Below are 21,622 nucleotides of genomic sequence, written 5' to 3'. Positions count from 1 at the left end.
AGCGCACCTGAGCTATTTGGCTGGTGCGCTTTTTTTATTGCCGTACTGCTTCTCAGCAAGGAAGTGAAGAGGCTAACTCAAGAGTTTTTCACTTCTGATCATTATTATCTCAAGGATATAGGAAAGAAGTAAATAGTCTTAAAAAGAAGCTGGCTGATGTACACAATGCATCAGCCGGCTTTTTTCTCATAAAAGATTCTCCTCGAAACTTTGCTGCTCTTTCAAAGGACTTTGAAAGAGAAATCTTCCGGCGATATCTCTGTTAAGCAAATATGAAAGGGTCCCTCTCACTGTTCACCGAGAAGATTCCTGGTACACAAGGAAAAATCATAAGGCAGCAATACAAACAGTCCGATGAGATGCATCTTTCTTCTTAAGAATAGTTGATTCATCTACTTGATTATCATTTCCCTAAGATAAATTCACTGCTCTTTATTTACAACCTGATTATCTGCGGACTGCTGTATGGAACTCCATCTCATAAATCGGCAGCTTTTGCGGCTGGTATCTTAAGTCTTGTACAGATATATCACAAGAAAACCTATCCCTCGTCAATTGCTCTTATTTTCCGGGAAATATTTCTAAAGAAAAATTTCTCTAGCAGCAATTTCTGCAGGCATGCTCCGCCCATCGACTGGTTTCGAAATTTGAAAAAAAGGATAAATACCGGGAAAAGGCGGTGATCAAAATGAAGACGGATGTGTTTATATCAGGCGGCGGTATCGGAGGGCTTACACTTGCACTCAAGCTTGCAAAATGCAGCGTGGACGTAACGGTGATAGAGAAGCTTCCTGGTCCAACACCTGTATATAAAGGCGAACTTCTTCAGCCTAAAAGCCTTCAGATTTTTGACGAGCTGGGGCTTTTAGAAGATATCAAAGCAAACGGACATGTTATCGAAGAATTAAACCTTTTGGAAATAGATAAAAATGCTGGCTCCATTGATGAATCTAATATGAAATACGATGTTGTGCCTGGTCAGTATTCCTATTCCTTGATGATCCACCATGAAAAATTAAAGGAAATCATCAGGGAAGCTGCACTTGCCTATCCTTCCTTTCATTATAAATCCAATAGCAGCTGCAAGGGATTCACTGAAGGGAAGGCGATTGTGGAAGATAGAAAAGATAAAAAAGAAGAACTGTATGAAAGCTCCTTTTTCATTGGCGCAGAAGGGCGTGCATCGGTCACGAGGAAGGAGATGGGAATTGAAAAAGAAGAAAATCAGTACAATCATCACTTTCTTACAGTCACGTTTCCTAGGCCCCCATCTTTTACAGAAGGGAAAATCATATCGACTTTCGATCGCTTCCTTGGGCTGTTCCCCCTTCCGAACAACGAAGTCCGGTCGGTATATCTCATTCCGGCAGGAGAGTATAAAGACCTGCGGAAAAAGCCAATTGAACATTTCCATGAATTATACATTGAATTATGTCCTGAAATGGAGGGATACGTGAACCAAATTCCGGACTGGAAGACCATTCAGCTCATGGTGCCGGTTGCCTATCATACAGAAGAATATATAAAAGGCAATAAAGCATTAATTGGTGATGCGGTGCATACTGTCCATCCAATGGCGGGAGAAGGAATGAATATGGCCATTCAGGATGGAGATGTACTTGGTGAGCTTTTATGTGATATGTACTCTCAAGGGAAATTAAATACAGAAAATCTAAAGTGGTACCCCCATGTGCGGAGGGAAAGGGTTAAAAATCAAATGAAGCTGAGCCATCTTTCTGCCCTGGCCTATTCATATCCATATAAATCGGTCGGGAAACTGAGAAAAAGGAGCCTGATGAGGATTGAACAAGATCCCATCCTTCATTTCAAACAAATGCTGAATATATCAGGACTCGGTATGTGGGAGGACACAATTAAAGACCGGCTCATCCAAGGCGGCCTGCTTCCCAAGAGGAGCACCCCGCTTACAGAACAAGAGAAAGAAGACAAGTTATTCACGGATAGACTGGACTACCCATGGAAATGGAAGGAGCAATTAGTATGATAAGAGAGTATATAAGGGTTTGGCGGGCTAGGGGATGGATGAAACAGAATATGCCGTTCCTGCGGAGCTGGCATGCTTATGTAGGATATGAGCTGGATTTATTTAAATCATTTAAAAAACCTGTATCAATAAAAGAAGTGGCAGCGGAAAGAGAACTTGAATATGACCTTCTTGAGCAGTGGGTGGAAGTTGGGATCATCCTCAAACACTTTAAAAGAACATCAGCTGAGAAAGTCAAGACCATCAAGAAATGGAAACTGCCAAAATCTAAATCCAATCGCTTTTCTTCAGGAATCATTTTAAAGGAAATGATGGAGCTTCATATTCCCTCATTACTGGCCTACCCCGAACTTCTCAGGAATCAGAGTAAGCAGCATTTTGATTCAGATGTACATGGACCAACGGTTGCCAAAACTTCCACACTTTTAGAACAGCTTGCTTATCCAAAAGTTGAAAAGGTGATGAAAAGGTACAAAGTGGATTCCATCCTGGATGTCGGCTGTGGGGAAGCAGGATACCTCCGGAAATTGGCGAAAAAGTTCCCGGATAAGAAAATGGTCGGCGTGGAAGTGAATGAAGAAGTAGCGGATAATGCCCGAGATGCAGTAAAAGAACATGGAAATATTGAAATCCTTAATAAAGACATAAATGAGTATCGGCCGGAGGACCGCTACAGGCTGGTAATGGCCAACAATCTTCTTCACTATATTGAACCAGGCGAAAGGGCTGGGTTCTTTAAGAATGCTGCTCAATGGATTAAAAAGAATGGAGCTCTTTCGATTATAACTCCCATCCAAAAGCCTAAGCATGGAAAAGAATTTTCAAGTGCATTCAACAGCTTTTTCATGACATTTGATAATCTGTATCCTGTTCCAACAGAAAAAGATCTGAAGAGTTTTGCAAAGAAATCCGGGCTCAAGATGGTATCCATTGATCCTATCATCAAAGAAGGCGGCTGGTATATTGCTGTTTTTAAGAAGTAAGGTTTTTCCATAAATTAATATCCCTGAGCATGTTTTTAAGAAATTTCATAGGGAATAAATGAAGTGTAGAAAAAAATGCTGAGCAAAAGGAGAGGTTACAATGGCAAAAATCGCATGTTTAGTAACAGATATGTTTGAAGACGTGGAGTACACCAAACCAGCAGATGCATTTAAAGAAGAGGGACATACGGTAGTGACTATTGAAAAAGAGGCAGGCAAGACTGTAGAGGGTAAGCAGGGTGAGGCAAAAGTCTCAATTAATGAAGCTATCGATAATGTTAACCCTGAAGACTTCGACGCATTATTCCTGCCAGGAGGATTTTCTCCGGACCAATTACGTGCAGATGAACGTTTCGTTCAATTCACAAAGAGCTTCATGGATGGAGACAAACCCGTATTGGCTATCTGTCATGGACCGCAGCTGCTGCTTACAGCTAAGACACTTGAGGGCAGAACAGCGACAGGATTCAAATCCATTAAAGTCGACATGGAATATGCTGGTGCCGAATATAAAGATCAAGAAGTTGTTGTATGCAGCGACCAGCTTGTCACAAGCCGAAACCCTGATGACATCCCGGCATTTATCCGCGAATCAGTAAAGCTTTTGAAGAAAGCACAATAAAATATTACGGGGCTGCCTATTAGGGCAGTCCTTTCCTATAAACTGTAAAGATTCCTGATAAGTAAAGACCAAGCATCCACGTTAAGCTGAGCAGCCAAATAAAAAGGCCCCCAGTGATTACTGGAGGACATAAAGCATCAATAACTGCACTTTGTGGTTAAGCTTTACTGCTTCCTTAAGTTCCCGAGTTCTTCAACGATTGCCTGCATTTCACGGGGACTAAAGTTATTCTTGCGCTCAACCATCTCGTAAATATCACGAAGTTCTTCGTACATATCCCCATCAAAATGAGAAGGCTTAATGGCGCCGACATTTACGACTCTTAATTTTTCTTTGATTTGTTCAATCATAAATTCTACGTTTGCTGCTGATTTTTGTGAAAGATCCATTTTTTCATCCATCCTTTTAGGGTTTGGTTATTAGTAATATCTTTTCATTATTAGAGAGCGATGTCAATATGAAACCGCTTAAGGGTGGGAGGCAAAGCCGATTGATATGTTTGAATGAGAGCGCAGATGGATAAATAATACTATTGTTCTGTCACTGGAACCTTTCTTAGAAAACTCTCCGTAAAAAAGAGGTTCTGATAAGAAACGGGAAGAAGATAGAAGAGGTTGGTGTCTTTAAGATTTGTTCACTTGCTCTCATCGTTATATGATTAAAGAAAGAAAACAGGTGCAAGCTAACAACATTAATGTATCGGAGGATGACTATGGGAACGAAGAGATTTTTTAAAGGGTTGGTTTTTGGAGCTATAGCTGGGGGGTTCATTACATTGCTGAATAAAGAGACCAGAGAAGATGTGATGAACAGCACTAAGAAGGGCGGGGAATTCATCAGCCGTTATGCCCGTGATCCTCAGCTTCTGGTGGAGTCCACTAGAGAGGTTTATGAAAAGGTCAGGGAAACAGCTCAGCAAATTGGTGAAGATATGGAATTCATCAATTCAAAAGTAGAGGAAATTAAGGAGCTGTCTCCACAGGTAAAGGAATTAATAGAAGACACCAAAGAAACCTTGCATTCTTCTTCGGAATCGTATAAAGAGGTATTTACCGAGGAGGAGGGTCATTCCGCCAGTAACAGTGTGGAGAAATAAAGCATAATAAGAGGTGAAAGGATGACTAAGAGGAGCAAAGCTGGAGGAGTAAAAGGATTTTTTAAGAAGCTATTTCAGAAGATAACAGATGGAGATGTGACAGGACTGGCTGCACAACTTGCCTACTTCTTTCTTCTTTCACTCTTCCCATTATTGATATTCATAGTGACGCTGATTCCGTATCTGCCTGTTGCACAGGAAGATATTTTGAATGTCATCAGTGATTATGCGCCAGGTGAAACAATGGATATGATTCAGTCCACAATAAATGAAGTCATGTCCAATCGCAATACAGGGTTATTATCATTCAGTATTATCGCGACAATTTGGTCGGCATCCAATGGTATGAATGCTATTGTCAAGTCTTTAAATGATGCATATGAAGTCGAGGAGACAAGGTCGTTTATTGTGACGAGACTTATGTCAATCGTTCTGACCATCGCAATGATTTTTGTGTTTGTCATTGCTTTGCTGCTCCCAGTGTTCGGCAGACAGATCGGGCTGTTTCTGTTTTCTCAATTCGGCTTTTCCGATCAGTTCCTGACGATTTGGGGAGCCATAAGATGGGCGATTTCCCCTATCATTTTGTTCATCGTATTTGTCGGGCTTTACTTTATTGCCCCAAGTAAGAAAATCAAATGCTTAAGTGCTGTTCCCGGAGCCGTGTTTGCAGCACTTGGCTGGGTAGGTGCTTCGCTGGCTTTTTCTTACTATGTGAGCAATTTCGGAAATTACTCTGCCACATATGGAAGCATCGGGGGTATCATTGTCCTGATGATCTGGTTCTATTTGACGGGTATCATTATCATGATTGGCGGCCACATCAATGCTATCATGAATGTGAAAAAATCAGGGTGCTGAGAGTAAAATACAAGTTTCTCGATACTAAAAAGAGTTTACCGGTTATTACCGGTAAACTCTTTTTTCAGTTAGAGCAGACTAAGGAAAGAGGCTTACAAGGAGCCTCACTACCACTTAAGGGAGGAAAAGACCTTGACAAAAAAGACTAAAAAAGATGGCGGTACTAAACAGAACAGCAAGCAGAAACCAAAGAATAAAACTTCAGGATCTGCTAATGGTCAAAACGGCTACCACTAGGGAACTTGAAGCTATATGGAAGAAGGGTTTCCCGACTGGGAAACCCTTTTTTATGAAAGCTGTAATAGAGCACGCAGCTTATAACTACTTGAGTAAAATTACTTTTCTATAGTCAAGAACGCAGCAGGCGCAGTCCATTCAAAATAACAAGTATGGTACTTCCCTCATGTCCGATGACCCCAAGCGGAAGGTCGAGAACCTGCAAGAAATTGGAGGCTATCAGTACAAAGATGACAGACAAGGAGAAGATGATGTTCTGCTTTACGATCCGCTGCATTTTTCTCGATAAGCGAACAGCATCAGCAATACGTTTCAAATCGTTTTTCATTAGCACGACATCAGCAGTTTCCAATGCTACATCAGACCCTTCCCCCATAGCCACTCCGACATTCGCCGTTGCGAGGGCTGGTGCGTCATTGATGCCGTCTCCGACCATAGCCACGGTACCGTATTGATTGATGAGTTTCTTTAACTCATTCACCTTGGTTTCAGGCAGACATTTGGCGATATAATCATCGACTCCTGCTTCATGGGCGATTGCTCCAGCTGTGCTCTCACTGTCTCCAGTAAGCATGATGGTGAAAATACCTTCTTTTTTCAAAGAATTCAAAGCTTGCATCGTCTCTTCACGGATAACATCTTTTAATGCAATCATAGCCGCTATTCCATTCTCATTTGCTGCATATACAATGGTTTTCCCTTCAGCAGCCAATTGATCCGATTTGCCTTCAGTGAATTGCATTGCAGCTTCACTTCCGACAAACTCCGCTTTTCCAACCTTCCACTCTTCACCATTCACCATTGCTTTTACTCCCCAGCCTGAAACATCTTGGAGTGATTGGGGCTCCGTTAATGGGAAGTCAGGATATAAACTGGCAGTATGTTTGACTATTGCCTGTGCGAGAGGGTGGTTTGACTGTTTCTCTATGCTGGCTGTAATGCTGAGAACTTCTCTTTCGGTTATTTCAGGGTGAGTGATGATATCTGTAACTTGCGGTCTTCCCTTCGTGAGGGTTCCCGTTTTATCAAAGGCTATTGCCTGCAGATTGCTTAAGTTTTCAAGGTGCATACCGCCTTTGAATAGAATGCCATTTCTAGCTCCATTGGAAATGGCGGAGAGCGTGGCAGGCATGATGGAAGCCACGAGAGCACAGGGAGAGGCCACTACCAAAAGGACCATCGCCCTGTAAAAGGTTTCAGTCCAGCTCCAGCCCAGGACAAAATGAGGCAGAAACATCATAAGCAGGACGACAAGCAAGACGAACTTTACATAAGTTCCTTCAAACTTTTCAATGAAAAGCTGCGATGGAGACTTTTCACTCTGAGCTGAATGGACAAGGTCAATGATTTTTTGGAAAAGTGTTTCACTGCTTGGTTTAGTGATCTCCACAGTGATCGCTCCATTAAGATTTACAGTTCCTGCGAAAATTTCACTGTAAATGGATTTAGTGACCGGCATCGATTCGCCTGATATGGCAGCTTCATCAATGGTTGTGGATCCTTTGATGATGTGTCCATCAGAAGGAACTCTTTCACCCGGTTTGATAAGGATATGATCTCCAATGGATAGTTCGGAAACGTGCACTCTTTCCTCAGACTGGCCGGTTACACGAAGAGCTTCTTCCGGCTGAAGATCCATTAGGGAGGAAATCTCCCGCTGGCTCTTGTTAAGGGTGTAGGTCTCCAATGCTCCACTAACAGCGAAAATAAAAATCAGAATGGCACCTTCTGTCCAATAGCCGATAATGGCAGAGCCAACTGCCGCAAAAACCATGAGCATTTCTACATTCAGTTCACGTTCGGCAATGGTTTCTTCAATGCCTTCTTTTGCTTTGGCAAAGCCTCCAATCACAAATGCAAGCAGATAGAAGGCGACTGATAATGAAGAGGAATCATCTGCCAGCAGCCAGCCTAATAAAATGAAAACTCCGCTGGTGAGTGCAGCGATCAGTTCAGCATGCGGCTTTATTTTTTCAAGAATAGAAATAGCAGAGGATTCAGTGCGTGCGTTTACAGACATCGACTTTGCGTGTGAGCTCATATTCTCTTCTCCTTTTAAACGTTTTCTTTTAAAAATGCGGTATGCGCCTGGTTTGACCTCGAGAGAATAAAAGGAAGAGCGCCTTTTTTTCTCTTGAGAACATTTGCCTGTCGGGGCTGATCAAGGCGCTTCCGCTTTTGTTTCGTCCAGCTTCAGCGCCTAGCTCCTCGGGGTCAAATAACCTCAAGAGAATAAAAGGAAGAGCGCCTTTTTTTCTATTGAGAACATTTGCCTGTCGGGGCTGATCAAGGCGCTTCCGCTTTTGTTTCGTCCAGCTGCAGCGCCTAGCCCCTCGGGGTCAAATAACCTCAAGAGAATAAAAGGAAGAGCGCCTTTTTTTCTCTTGAGAACATTTGCCTGTCGGGGCTGTACAAGGCGCTTCCGCTTTTGTTTCGTCCAGCTTCAGCGCCTAGCCCCTCGGGGTCAAATAACCTCAAGAGAATAAAAGGAAGAGCGCCTTTTTTTCTCTCTTGAGAACATTTGCCTGTCGGGGCTGTACAAGGCGCTCCCGCTTTTGTTTCGTCCAGCTTCAGCGCCTAGCCCCTCGGGGTCAAATAACCTCAAGAGAATAAAAGGAAGAGCGCCTTTTTTTCTCTTGAGAACATTTGCCTGTCGGGGCTGTACAAGGCGCTTCCGCTTTTGTTCATAATTGATAACAATAATCAGCATCATTTCCCCATTAAAACGACGAAAGCTGTCATCTTGGGAGATGACAGCTGTAGTGCACGTTTGAAAACAGAATTTTCCTATTTGATTGTTTCTAATTTTACCATACAGCATATGCTTTGGAAAGAATAAAGTTCAGGCTGTTAAGACTGGCCCGGCTGTATGCTCGCTTTTTCTTTTCCGTAAAACAGGATGACCAGGAATATGAATAAAAGAATAAAACTTATAATCATGAAGAAGCTTATGTTTTTAAAAAGCTCGATGAAGATCCCGCCTGTATAGGGACCGGCAAGACTGCCAATGCTGAATGCAACTCCGCACAGCAGGTTGCCTGTCGGCAGATACTTGCTTGGCATCAAATCGGTCATGTAGCTGATGCCAAGTGAGAAGGTGGAGCCTACAACCATCCCGGCTATGAATAGTACAACTGTCAGTGCCGGTATATACGCTTCAAGGAAGCCGGCAGCGGTAAAACTGATGAAACCGAGCAGCAGGATCGTCAGCAGGATTTTGCGTCTTCCGTATTTGTCGCTTAAAATGCCGAGGGGCAGCTGAAATACAATTCCGCCAATGGCAAAAGAGGTCAGCAGGATGGAAACGCTTGTAACATCTATGCCATTTCTCAGTCCATAAACGGGGAAGCTTCCGTTTAAAGAAGCCTCAAGAAACCCATAGCCCAACGGTGGAAGAAAGGCAACCCAGCCATACTTTGTTGCTTTCTTGAACCTCGACATGGTGCTGCGGAAGGAACTGACTTCCATTGTTTGCTCTGGATGTTCATTTTTTAATATAAATAAAAATACCCATGCGGCTAAGCATAACAAGGAAGAGACGATGAAAGGCAGTGATTCATTCACTTTTACTAAAGGAGTCATCAGCGGGCCAACCGCAAATCCCAGGCCGAAGAACAATCCATACAGCGATATATTACGTCCGCGCTTACTTTCCGGGGAAAAGGAAGTGATCCATGTCTGTGTTCCAAAATGCAGGGCATGGTCACCGATTCCAACAAGCATCCTTAAGCCAAACCAAAACCAGAATGATTTCCATAGAGGGAATAGAACCAGGGCCAGAATGACAAGCAGCCCTCCTCCAATAATGATTGGCTTATAGCCGAACTTCCTAAGAGGGTCCTCCATAAAAGGGGAAACGAGAAGGATTCCGATGTAAAGGCCAGCAGCATTCAAACCGTTATGTGAAGATGAAAGTCCGTCTCCTTCAAAGATGACAGCAATCAGAGGCAGGAGCATCCCTTGGGAGAATCCTGAAATGGCTACAATACTTATTAACACCCAAAAGCGGAATTTCATTTGTTTATCCATAAATATCTATCTCCCGACGTACGTATTTCCTCTATGATGGTATCGTCATTTCACTATATTGGCAAGATAAAACATTATGAAGTAAACTTTTGGGCAAGGGATGTGTTCATTCAGTTCGGGCGGCTGGTTATTTTCCAGTGCGGCTTATATCCGGCAGCTGGTCCTGTAAGGGATAGTGTTGACCAGGCCGTTTGGAAAACCGTCTGTAAAAGTGAACAGAGTGTCAAGCACCTTCCAGATTTAAAAAGGAGTGAGTTTAATGGAGTTTAACATGAAAGAAGGCGGTTTTTCTGCCAGCCTTCCATATGGACGATTGGAAGTTTCAGGAAATGAGGAATTTGGCTTCCGCCCCTATCAATTAATGGTTTCTTTTATCGCTGTATGCAGCGGGGGAGTACTGAGGAAAATCCTTGAGAAGCAAAGGGTGGATTTTAAAGATATTTCAATAAAAGCTGACGTAAAGAGGAAAGAAGAAGAAGCTAACAGGATTGAAAAAGTCTCACTGCACTTCACCATAACAGGAGAAAACCTAAAAGAAGAAAAAATACAGAAAGCCATGGAATTAACAAGAAAGAACTGCTCAATGGTCCAGTCGGTCATCGGCAGCATAGAAGTTGAAGAAACCTTTGAATTAAAATCATAAAAGCATTTATGCTTCACCGCGTTTAGAGGGACAGTCCGCTTAGTGCATTTCGAAGTTGATACTAGAGTGCTTCCTTTGAGACCCTGAGAGAGCTTATTTCTGCATAAAGTGGTCTCTAAGGGTTTCCTAGAGACCTTAACAAAGCTTATTCTCAGTTGAAGTGGTTTCTATATTTCTATAGTGCTTTTCTTAAGATCCAAACAGGGCTTATTACTCGTTGAAGTAGTCTCTAGAGGAGAACTTTCTAGAAACCCCAACGAAGTTCATTTTCGGTTGAAGTGGCTTCTTAGTGGTTCCTAGAGACCATAAGAGAGCTTATTACTCGTTGAAGTGGTCTCTAGAATGCATCCTTGAGACCCAAACAGAGCTGATTTCCGTGTGAGGTGGTTTCTAGGAGTTTTCTTGAGACCCAAACAGAGCTGATTTCCGCGTGAAGTGGTCTCTAGAGCGCATCCTTGAGACCCAAAGACCCAAACAAAGCCGATTTCCAGCCATGGTGGTCTCTATTAGCCTGATTTCATTAATCATACCATTTCCATCTCATTCCCTTACTGTACGGCAAGGTTCCTTAATGACCGTACCATCTTCTTTTGCGTTCACGCTTTAAAGCACGAAAAGGGACTGTCCCTTTTCGTGCTTTAAAGTGTTAAGTATTAGAGACTGAGCTCTTGAGGCTCTTTACCTGTTCTTTCGTAATAAAGGATGGTCTTAGGTGTGAGCTTGAGCAGCATATATTCCGGATCATCGGGTGCAGTAATCCAAGGCTTAAGATAATCATTCCAGAATTTGTGCTTCAGTTCCTCGGATTTCTCCAACTCCGCTTCTGCTTCAATTTCCACATAGTGCTGATGATCGCTGTCTCTGTCAAAACCAAGCAGAATATGGACGTGAGGATTCTGAGCAATGTCCTCTGCCTTATGGGCATGCTGGTTGGTTGCAGTGAATAGAGTCAGTTCCTCATTGTAAAACATCATGAAGCGGGAATAGGGTCTATTATTCCTGATGGTAGCCAATGTTCCTACTTTGTGGTGGGAGATCAACTCCACAATCTTTTCTTTTAATGTAACGGACATATTTAAACCTCCTTTAAATGTACGATATTAATCTGTTCTATTGGAGGTTGTTTTAACCAGGTTTTTTAGAAGGGCCTGTTTTTTCAGGTCTTCCTGTAACAAGGATGGTTACATTCTGTGCAAGAAGTGAAAGAACACATCCTGTGTGGCCAAATCTGAGAATTACCGCAATTCACTCTAGCCAATATATATAAGCATCTGCTTCTCGCTGTTACTAAGATGATTTTTCAGCTTGCCGGGATCCGCCCGTCTATAATGCAACCGCAAAAAAACAAGGCGAAGCTGTTTAGCTCTCGCCTTGTTCTTTAGTAGGGAATTTAGGGAATGAAAATCTTTTGCCGGTATCCCGGCTGGTATTTTTATTATAATATAAAAATTGAATTTTGTAAATATTCAATTTTTAAAAGTGGGTGAAGGACCTCAGTTAGCGCCTTCTTAATAATATTCTTCCTTTTTTTATAGCCAAAACCAGCTGCAGCTTTTTCTTTATAAACATTAAAGCTTGTGAGAACCCACATTTTTTAAAAATAGCTTGGATAACAATGCAAACAACGGAAAAACTAACAATAGAAAAAGCAAATGCAAGAAGGGAGTAACGCCATGAAACTATTTCGCATCGTACTTATGATGTTCCTTTTCTCATCTTTGATCCTGCCCTCTGCCTCAGCAGAAAAGCAGGAAGACAAACAAAAGGCACCTAAGCAGGAGAAAGTTCAGAAGAAGGATGAAGAGAAGGCTGCCGAAAAGCAGGCTGAGCCAAAAGTCCAAATCCCATCTTCAGTCTTGAATATCGCAAAAGAAAATACTTATCCGAATCCGACACAGGATCTCCCATATCTTCAGCCAAGCGAGCTCACTGCTGAATTGCTTGATACCTCGGATGTGAAAATTGAGAACCCGAACCTTATTAGAATGTTTAACGAGTCAAGTATGAATAAAACACCATTCGCAATAGGAATGAGGGCCACCATTTACCTTGGGGAATGGCCATTAAATTATGAATCAACTGAGACAGCTCCGAACTGGGAGTATCAGAAAATCAACACGAACTACTATGACAACCGCGGCGGAAATCAAAATTATCAGATACACTACGTACAAGAAGCCCAAAAAAACATCAAAGGCGGATTGACGGCCAAGGTTCCACATTCAGATGATGTTCAAAAAATGATGTTGTTAAAGGCTATGGAAAACAGCCAGCTTCCACTTTCCTTCCAAACGATTGTAGGAGCAGGAACAAAAAAGGATCATGTTTATAACATTTCACCAAGCCGTCTTGGCTACTTGTATGGATATGCACCTGCTGTGAACGAAAAAGGAAAAGTGACCTATGGAGAAGTATATCTGGTCATGAAAGGATCTAAACGCTCCATTGTGGTTAAAAATGTAACATCCCAGGGAATCGGTGCCTGGATCCCTGTTCAGGACCATGTTTCTTTCGGATTCATTACAACTGATAAACCACGCTAAACATCAAAAAGCTGACCTCTATCAATATAGGGTGTCAGTTTTTTTACTAGGACAAAGACAGGCTGGCCAATTGGCTTGTCAATCATTGCGGAATTCGGTAGGATGAAAGAGGAAATTCTTTTAAAGGAGCGGACATATGGGCAAAGCAGCAAGCAACAGAGACGATCAGGTACTTTATTTGAAACAGAGACTGAACATGTTCCTGGAAGTGCTGGACTCAATAGATCCAGAGCACACTGATTTAGAAGATATCGACCGTCTAATAGGAATGATTGATGATCTTGAAATGAAGGTTGATCAATTTAAGAAGTAAAAGGGGCACTCCCTTTTGAATTGTATATGCAAACGAGGAGCCTGTTTTTGGCTCTTTTTTTGTTAGAAAAATTATACAATTAAATGTTGACAACCTTTAACTATGTGATCCACGTCCAGCTGCATTTGCCTCTCGGGGCTAATCGAGGTGCATGCGCTTTTGTTCTTTCAAAGATTTATTGCAATAAGCTATGAAGAAAAAGGAATCTAATATAAAATGGACAGGAAAGGAGAGATGCTTATGATAATTAAGAAACGAGTTGAGCCGGCTGAGGTGAAGCTGTTGAGTTCGCTGAATGTGAGAACGAGCTTGGCTGAAAGTGAACAGAGAAAATTAAATGCTGCAAGAAAAGGGTACCATGGTGAGTTATTATTTGATGAATGGGCCGCACCATTGTTAAGTAAAATGGTTTTCCTGAACGATCTGCTGCTGGATCATCAAGGATCGAAATTTCAAATCGATTCCTGTGCATTGTCCTCTAAAACAATTTTTAATTTTGAGGTGAAGAATTTTGAAGGAGATTACCGGGTCAAGAATGGTAATTGGATAAGTCCATCCGGTGAAGAAAAGAAAGACCCATTGCTTCAGTTGAAAAGAACAGAATCTTTAATTCGCCAGTACACTGAACAACTTGGATTCAACTGCCACGTTGAGTCTTACCTGATTTTTATAAACTCCGAATTCTACCTTTACAATCCTCCAGATACCCAATCCATCATATTTGCCCCACAACTGAATCGATTTATGGGAAAACTTCAAAGTCGTTCTCTAAAAGTGAACAATGGAGACTTAAAAATAGCAGAGAAGTTAAAGTCCCTTCATATTGAACAATCCCCTTATTCCAGACTCCCTGATTACGATTTTGATGGCCTTCAAAAAGGGATTTTTTGCCCTCAATGCAATATCTTTTATAAAGCTGATCTTGGTAAATCACTGTTTTGCAATAGGTGCGGTGAAAGTGAACTCAAGTCATCAGCTATTTTACGGACAATCGAGGAGTTCAGGCTCTTGTTCCCCAATGAGAAATTAACTACAACTAAGACTCAGGCTATGTGTGCGATTATTAACTTAAGAAAGACGATCAGAAAGGTCCTTGATGAGAATTTTACAAAAGTGGATGCTAAAAACTACACTTATTATAAGTAAGTCTTAGGGATATTGTCAGTTTTTGTTTTTTGAGTAGTTTTCAGGGACACCAAAAGAGTAAAAAGCATCTAGGTGTCCCTCTAGAAAGTGGTGAGTGACACCAGAAGAGTAAAACATCCCCTTAGGTGTCCCTCGAGGAAGTGGTGAGTGACACCAAAAGAAGAAAAAAGGCCCTCAGGTGTCCCTCGAGAAAGCTATGAGTGACACCAGAAGAGTAAAAAATCCCCTTAGGTGTCCCTCGGGGAAGTGGTGAGTGACACCAGAAGAGTAAAACATCCCCTCAGGTGTCCCTCGAGGAAGTGGTGAGTGACACCAAAAGAGTAAAAAACCCCCTTAGGTGTCCCTCGGGGAAGTGGTGAGTGACACCAAAAGAAGAAAAAAGGCCCTCAGGTGTCCCTCGAGAAAGTTATGAGTGACACCAGAAGAGTAAAACATCCCCTTAGGTGTCCCTCGAGGAAGTGGTGAGTGACACCAAAAGAAGAAAAAAGGCCCTCAGGTGTCCCTCGAGAAAGCTATGAGTGACACCAGAAGAGTAAAAAATCCCCTTTGGTGTCCCTCGAGGAAGTGGTGAGTGACACCAGAAGAGTAAAAAACCCCCTTAGGTGTCCCTCGGGGAAGTGGTGAGTGACACCAAAAGAAGAAAAAAGGCCCTCAGGTGTCCCTCGAGAAAGTTATGAGTGACACCAGAAGAGTAAAAAATCCCCTTAGGTGTCCCTCGAGGAAGTGGTGAGTGACACCAGAAGAGTAAAAAATCCCCTCAGGTGTCCCTCGAGGAAGTGGTGAGTGACACCAGAAGAGTAAAAAATCCCCTTAGGTGTCTCTCGAGGAAGTGGTGAGTGACACCAGAAGAGTAAAAAATCCCCTTAGGTGTCCCTCGAGAAAGCAATGAGTGACACCAGAAGAGTAAAAAAGGCCCTCAGGTGTCCCTCGAGAAAGCAATGAGTGACACCAGAAGAGTAAAAAATCCCCTTAGGTGTCCCTCGAGGAAGTGGTGAGTGACACCAAAAGAAGAAAAGGCCACTAAGGTGCTCCTCAAGAATTTGGAATGGGACACCCGACAATCCACCAGGTGTCCTTCATCAATTTAGGGACACATACCAAATGACGATAGTGAGGATCGATTCATGAACATTTCATTAATAACCGAAGGACAGACAGAAGCGGCAAAAAATGTCGTCTTGCAAGGCTTCAAAGAGCGCTTTGGTGTCATCATCGACGGATTGAACCCGGATCTGGATGACATAACAGGATATTACAAAGAAGATAAATTCTTCTATGTTGGTCACTATAAGGGAGAACTTGCAGCGACAGGCGCCTTCATACTCGAAACACCGGAAGAGGCCAGGGTCGTAAGGATGTCAGTGGTGTCTTCCTATAGAGGATTGGGGCTCGGACGCAAGATGCTTCAGTTCTTAGAGCAGGAAGCTCAAAGGAGAGGAGCCATACATACGGTGCTGGAAACTAATAAAGAATGGAGTGACGCCATCTCTTTTTACAGGAACAATGGATATCAACCATATAAGAGAGAAGCCGAAAGAATTCATTTTAGAAAAAAAATCTCGACTTGACTGTAATCGGTTACAATCAGGTCTTTTTTTCTGCTAATTATAGGGGTATAATGAATTGTGAAAAATTAAAATTTTAGATAATTATAGACTATAGAGAAAACGCAGCGGGAGAAAAGGGGAATTGTATATGAACATGGAAAAACTGCAAGAAAGCATGTATCAGTTGATTGTTGAAACTTCAACGAACCTGCCAAAGGATGTTAGAAGAGCGATCAAGACAGCGAAGGCAAGAGAGAGTGCAGGAACGCGTTCAGCAATGAGTTTGGCGACCATCTCAAACAATATTAAGATGGCCGACGATAAAGTTTCGCCGATCTGCCAGGATACCGGATTGCCAACGTTTAAAATCAAAACACCAGTTGGCGTAAACCAGTTACAGATTAAAGAAGCCATCTATGCCGCCATGAAAGAAGCAACTAAGGATGGGAAGCTGCGCCCGAATTCAGTGGATTCCCTCACCGGAGCAAACAGTGGGGACAACTTGGGACTAGGTACACCTGTCATCAAATTCGAGCAGTGGGAGAAAGACTACATTGATGCCCGTTTAATCCTTAAAGGAGGCGGCTGTGAAAACAAGAATATTCAATACAGCCTGCCATGCGAGCTGGATGGCTTAGGGCGTGCCGGCCGCGACCTTGATGGCATTCGAAAGTGCATCATGCATTCTGTTTATCAAGCACAAGGACAGGGCTGTTCTGCAGGCTTCATCGGTGTCGGAATCGGCGGAGACCGTTCTTCTGGATATGACCTTGCGAAAGAGCAGCTTTTCCGTTCTGTGGAGGATACAAACAGCAATGAAGATCTCCGCAAGCTTGAGGAATATGTCATGGATAATGCCAATGAACTGGGAATCGGCACGATGGGATTCGGCGGTGAAACGACTTTGCTTGGCTGTAAGGTTGGTGTCATGAACCGCATTCCGGCAAGCTTCTTTGTTTCTGTTGCCTACAACTGCTGGGCTTTCAGAAGATTGGGCTTCAAGCTTGACGCAGAAACAGGAACGGTACAGGAATGGCTCTATCAGGAAGGCGAGCTGGTAGACCTCTCCGAAAACACAGCACAGCAGGAAACTGCAGCAGCATCAGAAGGGGAATCTGATGTCATTACTCTTAAAGCTCCTATTACAGAAGAGAAAATCCGCAGCCTGAAGGTCGGTGATGTTGTGCGTATCGACGGAAGAATGTACACAGGCCGTGACGCAATCCACAAGCACCTCTCCGATAATGATTCACCGGTAGATCTTGATGGCCAAGTCATTTATCACTGCGGGCCAGTCATGATGAAGGATGAAGAAGGAAACTGGCATGTCAAAGCAGCCGGGCCGACCACTTCCATCCGTGAAGAACCTTATCAAGGGGATATCATGAAGAAATTCGGCATCCGTGCCGTAATCGGAAAAGGCGGTATGGGACCTAAAACGCTTGAGGCTCTTGGTGATCATGGCGGTGTTTATTTAAATGCCATCGGCGGCGCAGCCCAGTACTATGCTGACTGTATCAAATCTGTAGAAGGTGTGGACTTCATGGAATTCGGCATTCCTGAAGCAATGTGGCATCTTGAGGTGGAAGGCTTCACTGCAGTCGTAACAATGGATTCACACGGAAACAGCCTTCATAAAGATATTGATAAATCCTCACTAGAAAAGCTTTCTCAATTCAAAGAGAAGGTCTTCAGCTGAATATAGTGTCCTGAACCGCTGTCTTACTGGGCAGCGGTTTTTTCTTTTTTGGAATAAAAAGGCTTCTTATAATTAAACTTTTACACATTGACCTGCAGCCTTTTCATCAACTCTCCTGTTTCTTCTCTTTTTCCATCAATTAGAAGGCATGTTACCGTTCTCCTTTGCAACACTAAAAATAGTACGTAATTTCATAATGCCTATTATTAGTCATAGGGTGACCGGTTAGTTTTCAACCAAGCCGATATGAACGAAATGGCCAGGCAATGAAATTAGGCAATCGACTTACTATGGAGAGAAGGTTGAAATGATGAAAAAAGTCTTAACTGTAATTGTAGGTGCTTTTCTCACTTTCGGGATCATTGACGGAAATACTCAAGCATCGCAGGTGCCTAATAAAAGTATCGGCTGGGGATTTAAAAAGGGCAGCGAAGGCAAACAGGCTGAAGCCGGAAAAACATATGACGATCTTTTAAAGAAATACGGTGCTTTTTATAAAGATTCTCCTGATAAAAAGGTTCTATACCTGACTTTTGACAATGGATATGAAAATGGATACACAGAAAAAATACTGGATGTGCTGAAAGAAGAGAAGGTGCCTGCAGCCTTTTTTGTAACAGGACATTATTTAAACAGTGCGCCGGATTTGGTGAAAAGAATGGTGAAAGAGGGCCATATAGTCGGTAACCACTCATGGAGCCATCCTGATTTAACGGCAGTGTCAGATGAAAAGCTGCGAAAAGAATTGGATATGGTCAAGGAGAAAACAGCCGATATCACTAAACAGCAGACTATGGCCTATCTGCGACCGCCAAGAGGGGTGTTCAGTGAGCGTACCATGAAGCTTGCAAAGGATGCCGGCTATACGCATGTCCTATGGTCCCTTGCTTTTGTCGACTGGCACACAGACAGCCAGAAAGGGTGGCAGTACTCTTATGATAATATTATGAAGCAGATCCATCCCGGAGCCGTAATGCTATTGCACACTGTATCCAAAGATAATGCTGAGGCACTGGGAAAGGTCATCAAGGATCTAAAGAAAGAGGGATATACGTTCAAGAGCCTAGATTATTACGAAATGAGTAAGAACGGGAGAAATCCACTGCTTACACCATAAGGAATATAGGGATAGGACATGTAATGTTCTATCCTTTTTATTAGTGCTTTAGAACTTTAAATAACCGATGCGCTCTCACTTTAGAGCAGTACAGTTAACTGTAGCTTAAGGCACGATACCTGATAATCGTAAAAATTTATGCCTTTTGCCTAGAAATGCTATAATACTCATAAACGTTTTTAAAAGTGAGGGTGTTATGAGAGAAAAATTGCTTACGGTATCGCCTCCTTATAATTTCGATTTGGTTTTGGACAGATTATCCCTGGATCCATTGAACATCGTCGATATAGAAAATCGGACAGTGAAGGTACCTTTTTATAGTGAAAAAAATGAGGTTTTAACGGTGGCGGCCACAGGCAGCACCGATGAGCCTTCTTTTTTGATAAAGATGGATAGTGCAGATGAAGATGGCAGCCGCCTTGCTTTTTTGAAAAGGATCTTTCAGTGGGAAGGGACTCTTCATAACATTCATCAGCATTTTTTGGAAACTGACTTAAGAGAAATTTTTCTTGAGCACTCCGGGACGCCGGTCGTTCTTGAGTTCAGTCCCTATGCCACACTGATGAAAAGCATTATCCATCAACAGCTTAACCTGTCATTTGCCCACACGCTGACAGAAAGATTTGTCCACAAGTATGGACAGTTGAAGGATGGCGTCTGGTTCTATCCCCGGCCATCAGAAACAGCCCTTATTGAAGTATCGGAACTGAGGGACCTTCAATTCAGCCAGAGGAAAGCCGAGTATGTGATCGGTGTCTCAAAGGAAATCGCAGAGGGACGTCTGGACTTGGAAAAACTTCAGGAACAAACCGATGAAATGATTTTAAAGGAATTGGTGAAGCTGAGGGGAATTGGCCCATGGACGGCCGAAAACTATCTCATGTTTGCTCTTGGCAGGCCGAATCTTTTTCCGAAAACAGACATCGGCATCCAGAATGCTTTGAAAAAGCTGTATGGCATGGACAGAAAACCGACATTGGCTGAGATTGAAAAAATGAGTGCAGCCTGGAGTCCTTACTTAAGCTATGCCTCATTATATTTATGGAGAAGTATTGAAAATAGGAAGTGAAGAAGTGAAGAAGGATCAAACAATAAAAATCAAAGAAAAACAGCAGTTTCCGCTTACTATCAAAAGACTTGGGATCAACGGCGAAGGTGTCGGCTACTTCAAAAGACAGGTTGTCTTCGTACCGGGCGCGCTGCCGGGTGAAGAAGTTGTTGTGGAAGCGGTTAAGGTACATCCGAAGTTTGCTGAAGGCCGTGTGAAAAAAGTAAGAAAAAGATCAGAGCATAGAACGAAGCCGCCTTGTCCTGTCTATGAGCAGTGCGGAGGCTGCCAGCTTCAGCACCTAAGCTATGAACAGCAGCTTGTAGAAAAAAGGGATATCCTCATGCAGTCACTCGAAAAGCATACCAGATTCAATCTGGAAAAACTCGATGTTAAACCGATGATCGGAATGGTAGAGCCTTGGTATTATCGGAATAAAAGCCAGTTTCAATTGGGTTTCAGGGACGGCAAAATCATATCCGGATTGTACAGCTTGAATTCCCATAAGCTTGTAGACATTCCTGAATGCATTGTACAACATCCGTCTACAAACAAAGTGACTAACGAAGTGAAGAGAATCCTTAGCGACTTTGAGGTCAAGATTTATAATGAAAGAACGAAAAAAGGTACTGTCAAAACGGTAGTAACCAGGGTCGGAGTAACAACTGGTGAAGTCCAGGTCGTTCTTGTAACAGTAGGTAAAGACCTTCCTCGTAAAGAAATGATTTTAGAAGAAATCAACAAGAGGCTGCCTGAAGTTAAATCAGTAGCACAGAACATCAATCCTAAACCGACCTCTCTCATTTTCGGAGATGAAACGATTCATCTTTATGGAACAGAATCAATTGTTGAGCGTCTTGATAAGTTCTCATATGAACTATCTGCCAGGGCTTTCTTTCAGCTGAATCCTTCACAAACCATCCACCTTTACAATGAGGTGAGAGATGCGGCGGGATTGACTGGGCATGAAAAGCTGGTGGATGCCTATTGCGGTGTCGGAACGATCGGTATGTGGCTGTCAGGCGGGGCAAAAGAAATCCGCGGAATGGATGTTATAAAAGAAAGCATCGACAACGCCAGGAAAAACAGCGAAAAGTTTGGAATGGAAAATAGCGTATATGAAGTGGGAACTGCTGAAGAATGGCTTCCTAAGTGGAAAGCAGAAGGATGGAGACCCGACGTGGTCGTTGTCGATCCACCAAGGACTGGCTGCGAACCAAGCTTCCTAAAGACAATTTTAAAAGTGAAGCCGAAGAAATTCATATACGTATCCTGCAATCCGTCAACGCTTGCGAAGGATTTGAAGACATTAAGCGATGCATATGAAGTTGAGTACATCCAGCCTGTGGATATGTTTCCTCAGACTGCGCATGTTGAGAGTGTTGCGAAGTTGGTATTGAAAGAAGCAGGTTCCCGATAGGGGAGCCTGCTTCTTTTGGTTGTGCGCCTGGCATGGGTGCAATCTATAGGGTGTAAGTCCCGAACTGTGAAGGCAGAAGTAGCAGTTAGCTTAACGCAAGGGTGTCCATGGTGACGTGGAATCTGAAGGAAGCGAGCGGCAAACCTCCGGTCTGAGGAACACGAACTTCATAAGAGGCTAGTATTGTTGGACGAGTTTGCAACACAAAACAAAGTCCTTTCTGCCGAAAGCAATACAAAGTAAATGAAGCAGATAGGTGGAGGGAAAGATTGTACTTTTACCCAGGGAGGTCTGTTTTACCCAGGGAGGTCTG

General features: G+C 42.9%; 19 protein-coding genes and 1 pseudogene. 15 read left to right on the top strand and 5 right to left on the bottom strand.

Features of this window, described 5'->3' with window-relative positions:
• Nucleotides 1-36: 36 nt before the first annotated feature.
• The 4 genes and pseudogenes from FZC78_RS24360 to FZC78_RS16745 all read left to right on the top strand — a co-directional run.
• Nucleotides 37-132, top strand: a pseudogene (locus FZC78_RS24360) (hypothetical protein); the annotation flags it as partial.
• Between the two features lie 556 nt (nt 133-688).
• Entirely contained in the window at nt 689-2,005 is a 1,317-nt protein-coding gene (locus FZC78_RS16755) for an FAD-dependent oxidoreductase (protein ID WP_148941267.1), read from the top strand.
• A 38-nt stretch (nt 2,006-2,043) separates the two neighbouring features.
• On the top strand, nt 2,044-2,988 hold the full coding sequence (locus FZC78_RS16750) for a class I SAM-dependent methyltransferase (protein WP_252183656.1): 945 nt from the start codon (nt 2,044-2,046) through the stop codon (nt 2,986-2,988).
• A 100-nt stretch (nt 2,989-3,088) separates the two neighbouring features.
• Nucleotides 3,089-3,610 carry a type 1 glutamine amidotransferase domain-containing protein gene (locus tag FZC78_RS16745; protein ID WP_148941265.1) on the top strand — a complete coding sequence of 174 codons (522 nt, stop codon included), beginning with the start codon at nt 3,089-3,091 and terminating at the stop codon, nt 3,608-3,610.
• A 164-nt stretch (nt 3,611-3,774) separates the two neighbouring features.
• On the opposite strand, the gene FZC78_RS16740 is transcribed toward FZC78_RS16745, so the two are convergent.
• Nucleotides 3,775-3,999, bottom strand: a complete 225-nt coding sequence (locus tag FZC78_RS16740) for a DUF1128 domain-containing protein (RefSeq protein ID WP_148941264.1) — start codon at nt 3,997-3,999, stop codon at nt 3,775-3,777.
• Between the two features lie 323 nt (nt 4,000-4,322).
• On the opposite strand from FZC78_RS16740, the gene FZC78_RS16735 reads away from it, so the two are divergent.
• Together FZC78_RS16735 and FZC78_RS16730 are read left to right on the top strand one after the other, a co-directional pair.
• Nucleotides 4,323-4,706 carry a YtxH domain-containing protein gene (locus tag FZC78_RS16735; RefSeq protein WP_148941263.1) on the top strand — a complete coding sequence of 128 codons (384 nt, stop codon included), beginning with the start codon at nt 4,323-4,325 and terminating at the stop codon, nt 4,704-4,706.
• Between the two features lie 21 nt (nt 4,707-4,727).
• Nucleotides 4,728-5,567 (top strand): YihY/virulence factor BrkB family protein, encoded by an 840-nt coding sequence (locus FZC78_RS16730; protein WP_148941262.1) that lies wholly within the window; start codon nt 4,728-4,730, stop codon nt 5,565-5,567.
• A gap of 349 nt (nt 5,568-5,916) precedes the next feature.
• Here FZC78_RS16730 and FZC78_RS16725 read toward each other — a convergent pair whose 3' ends face one another.
• From FZC78_RS16725 to FZC78_RS16710, 3 genes are all read right to left on the bottom strand, one after another.
• Nucleotides 5,917-7,845, bottom strand: coding sequence for a heavy metal translocating P-type ATPase (locus FZC78_RS16725; protein WP_148941261.1), 1,929 nt, complete (start codon nt 7,843-7,845; stop codon nt 5,917-5,919).
• 423 nt (nt 7,846-8,268) lie between these two features.
• On the bottom strand, nt 8,269-8,517 hold the full coding sequence (locus tag FZC78_RS24355; protein ID WP_252183655.1) for a hypothetical protein: 249 nt from the start codon (nt 8,515-8,517) through the stop codon (nt 8,269-8,271).
• A gap of 137 nt (nt 8,518-8,654) precedes the next feature.
• Nucleotides 8,655-9,833, bottom strand: a complete 1,179-nt coding sequence (locus tag FZC78_RS16710) for an MFS transporter (protein WP_148941260.1) — start codon at nt 9,831-9,833, stop codon at nt 8,655-8,657.
• A 259-nt stretch (nt 9,834-10,092) separates the two neighbouring features.
• On the opposite strand from FZC78_RS16710, the gene FZC78_RS16705 reads away from it, so the two are divergent.
• Nucleotides 10,093-10,476 carry an OsmC family protein gene (locus FZC78_RS16705; RefSeq protein ID WP_148941259.1) on the top strand — a complete coding sequence of 128 codons (384 nt, stop codon included), beginning with the start codon at nt 10,093-10,095 and terminating at the stop codon, nt 10,474-10,476.
• 653 nt (nt 10,477-11,129) lie between these two features.
• Here the strand turns inward: FZC78_RS16705 and FZC78_RS16700 are convergent.
• Nucleotides 11,130-11,549, bottom strand: coding sequence for a pyridoxamine 5'-phosphate oxidase family protein (locus FZC78_RS16700; protein WP_148941258.1), 420 nt, complete (start codon nt 11,547-11,549; stop codon nt 11,130-11,132).
• Between the two features lie 600 nt (nt 11,550-12,149).
• On the opposite strand from FZC78_RS16700, the gene FZC78_RS16695 reads away from it, so the two are divergent.
• The 8 genes from FZC78_RS16695 to rlmD all read left to right on the top strand — a co-directional run bounded on the left by FZC78_RS16695 (nt 12,150) and on the right by rlmD (nt 21,309).
• Nucleotides 12,150-13,019 carry a YfkD famly protein gene (locus FZC78_RS16695; protein WP_148941257.1) on the top strand — a complete coding sequence of 290 codons (870 nt, stop codon included), beginning with the start codon at nt 12,150-12,152 and terminating at the stop codon, nt 13,017-13,019.
• A 136-nt stretch (nt 13,020-13,155) separates the two neighbouring features.
• On the top strand, nt 13,156-13,332 hold the full coding sequence (locus FZC78_RS23760) for an SE1561 family protein (RefSeq protein WP_187442717.1): 177 nt from the start codon (nt 13,156-13,158) through the stop codon (nt 13,330-13,332).
• Nucleotides 13,333-13,572: 240 nt separating this feature from the next.
• A complete protein-coding gene (locus tag FZC78_RS16690) occupies nt 13,573-14,478 on the top strand; it encodes a nuclease-related domain-containing protein (protein WP_187444972.1) in 906 nt (301 codons plus the stop codon).
• A gap of 1,124 nt (nt 14,479-15,602) precedes the next feature.
• Nucleotides 15,603-16,046, top strand: coding sequence for a GNAT family N-acetyltransferase (locus FZC78_RS16685; protein WP_148941255.1), 444 nt, complete (start codon nt 15,603-15,605; stop codon nt 16,044-16,046).
• 127 nt (nt 16,047-16,173) lie between these two features.
• The gene (locus tag FZC78_RS16680) at nt 16,174-17,724 is read left to right on the top strand and encodes a fumarate hydratase (RefSeq protein WP_148941254.1); all 1,551 of its coding nucleotides are present in this window, start codon (nt 16,174-16,176) and stop codon (nt 17,722-17,724) included.
• 310 nt (nt 17,725-18,034) lie between these two features.
• Nucleotides 18,035-18,841, top strand: a complete 807-nt coding sequence (gene pdaA, locus FZC78_RS16675) for a delta-lactam-biosynthetic de-N-acetylase (RefSeq protein WP_148941347.1) — start codon at nt 18,035-18,037, stop codon at nt 18,839-18,841.
• Nucleotides 18,842-19,037: 196 nt separating this feature from the next.
• Complete coding sequence (locus FZC78_RS16670) at nt 19,038-19,910, top strand: DNA-3-methyladenine glycosylase family protein (RefSeq protein ID WP_148941253.1); 873 nt, start codon at nt 19,038-19,040, stop codon at nt 19,908-19,910.
• Nucleotides 19,867-21,309 carry a 23S rRNA (uracil(1939)-C(5))-methyltransferase RlmD gene (gene rlmD / locus FZC78_RS16665; RefSeq protein ID WP_252183654.1) on the top strand — a complete coding sequence of 481 codons (1,443 nt, stop codon included), beginning with the start codon at nt 19,867-19,869 and terminating at the stop codon, nt 21,307-21,309. Before FZC78_RS16670 ends, rlmD begins: the two co-directional genes overlap by 44 nt.
• Nucleotides 21,310-21,622: the final 313 nt, after the last annotated feature.

It is taken from the genome of Rossellomorea vietnamensis (assembly GCF_008180415.1).
GTDB classification, from domain to species: Bacteria; Bacillota; Bacilli; order Bacillales; family Bacillaceae_B; genus Rossellomorea; species Rossellomorea vietnamensis_C.
Note: the sequence above shows the minus strand (reverse complement) of the source record. Positions and strands in the feature narration are given on the sequence as shown.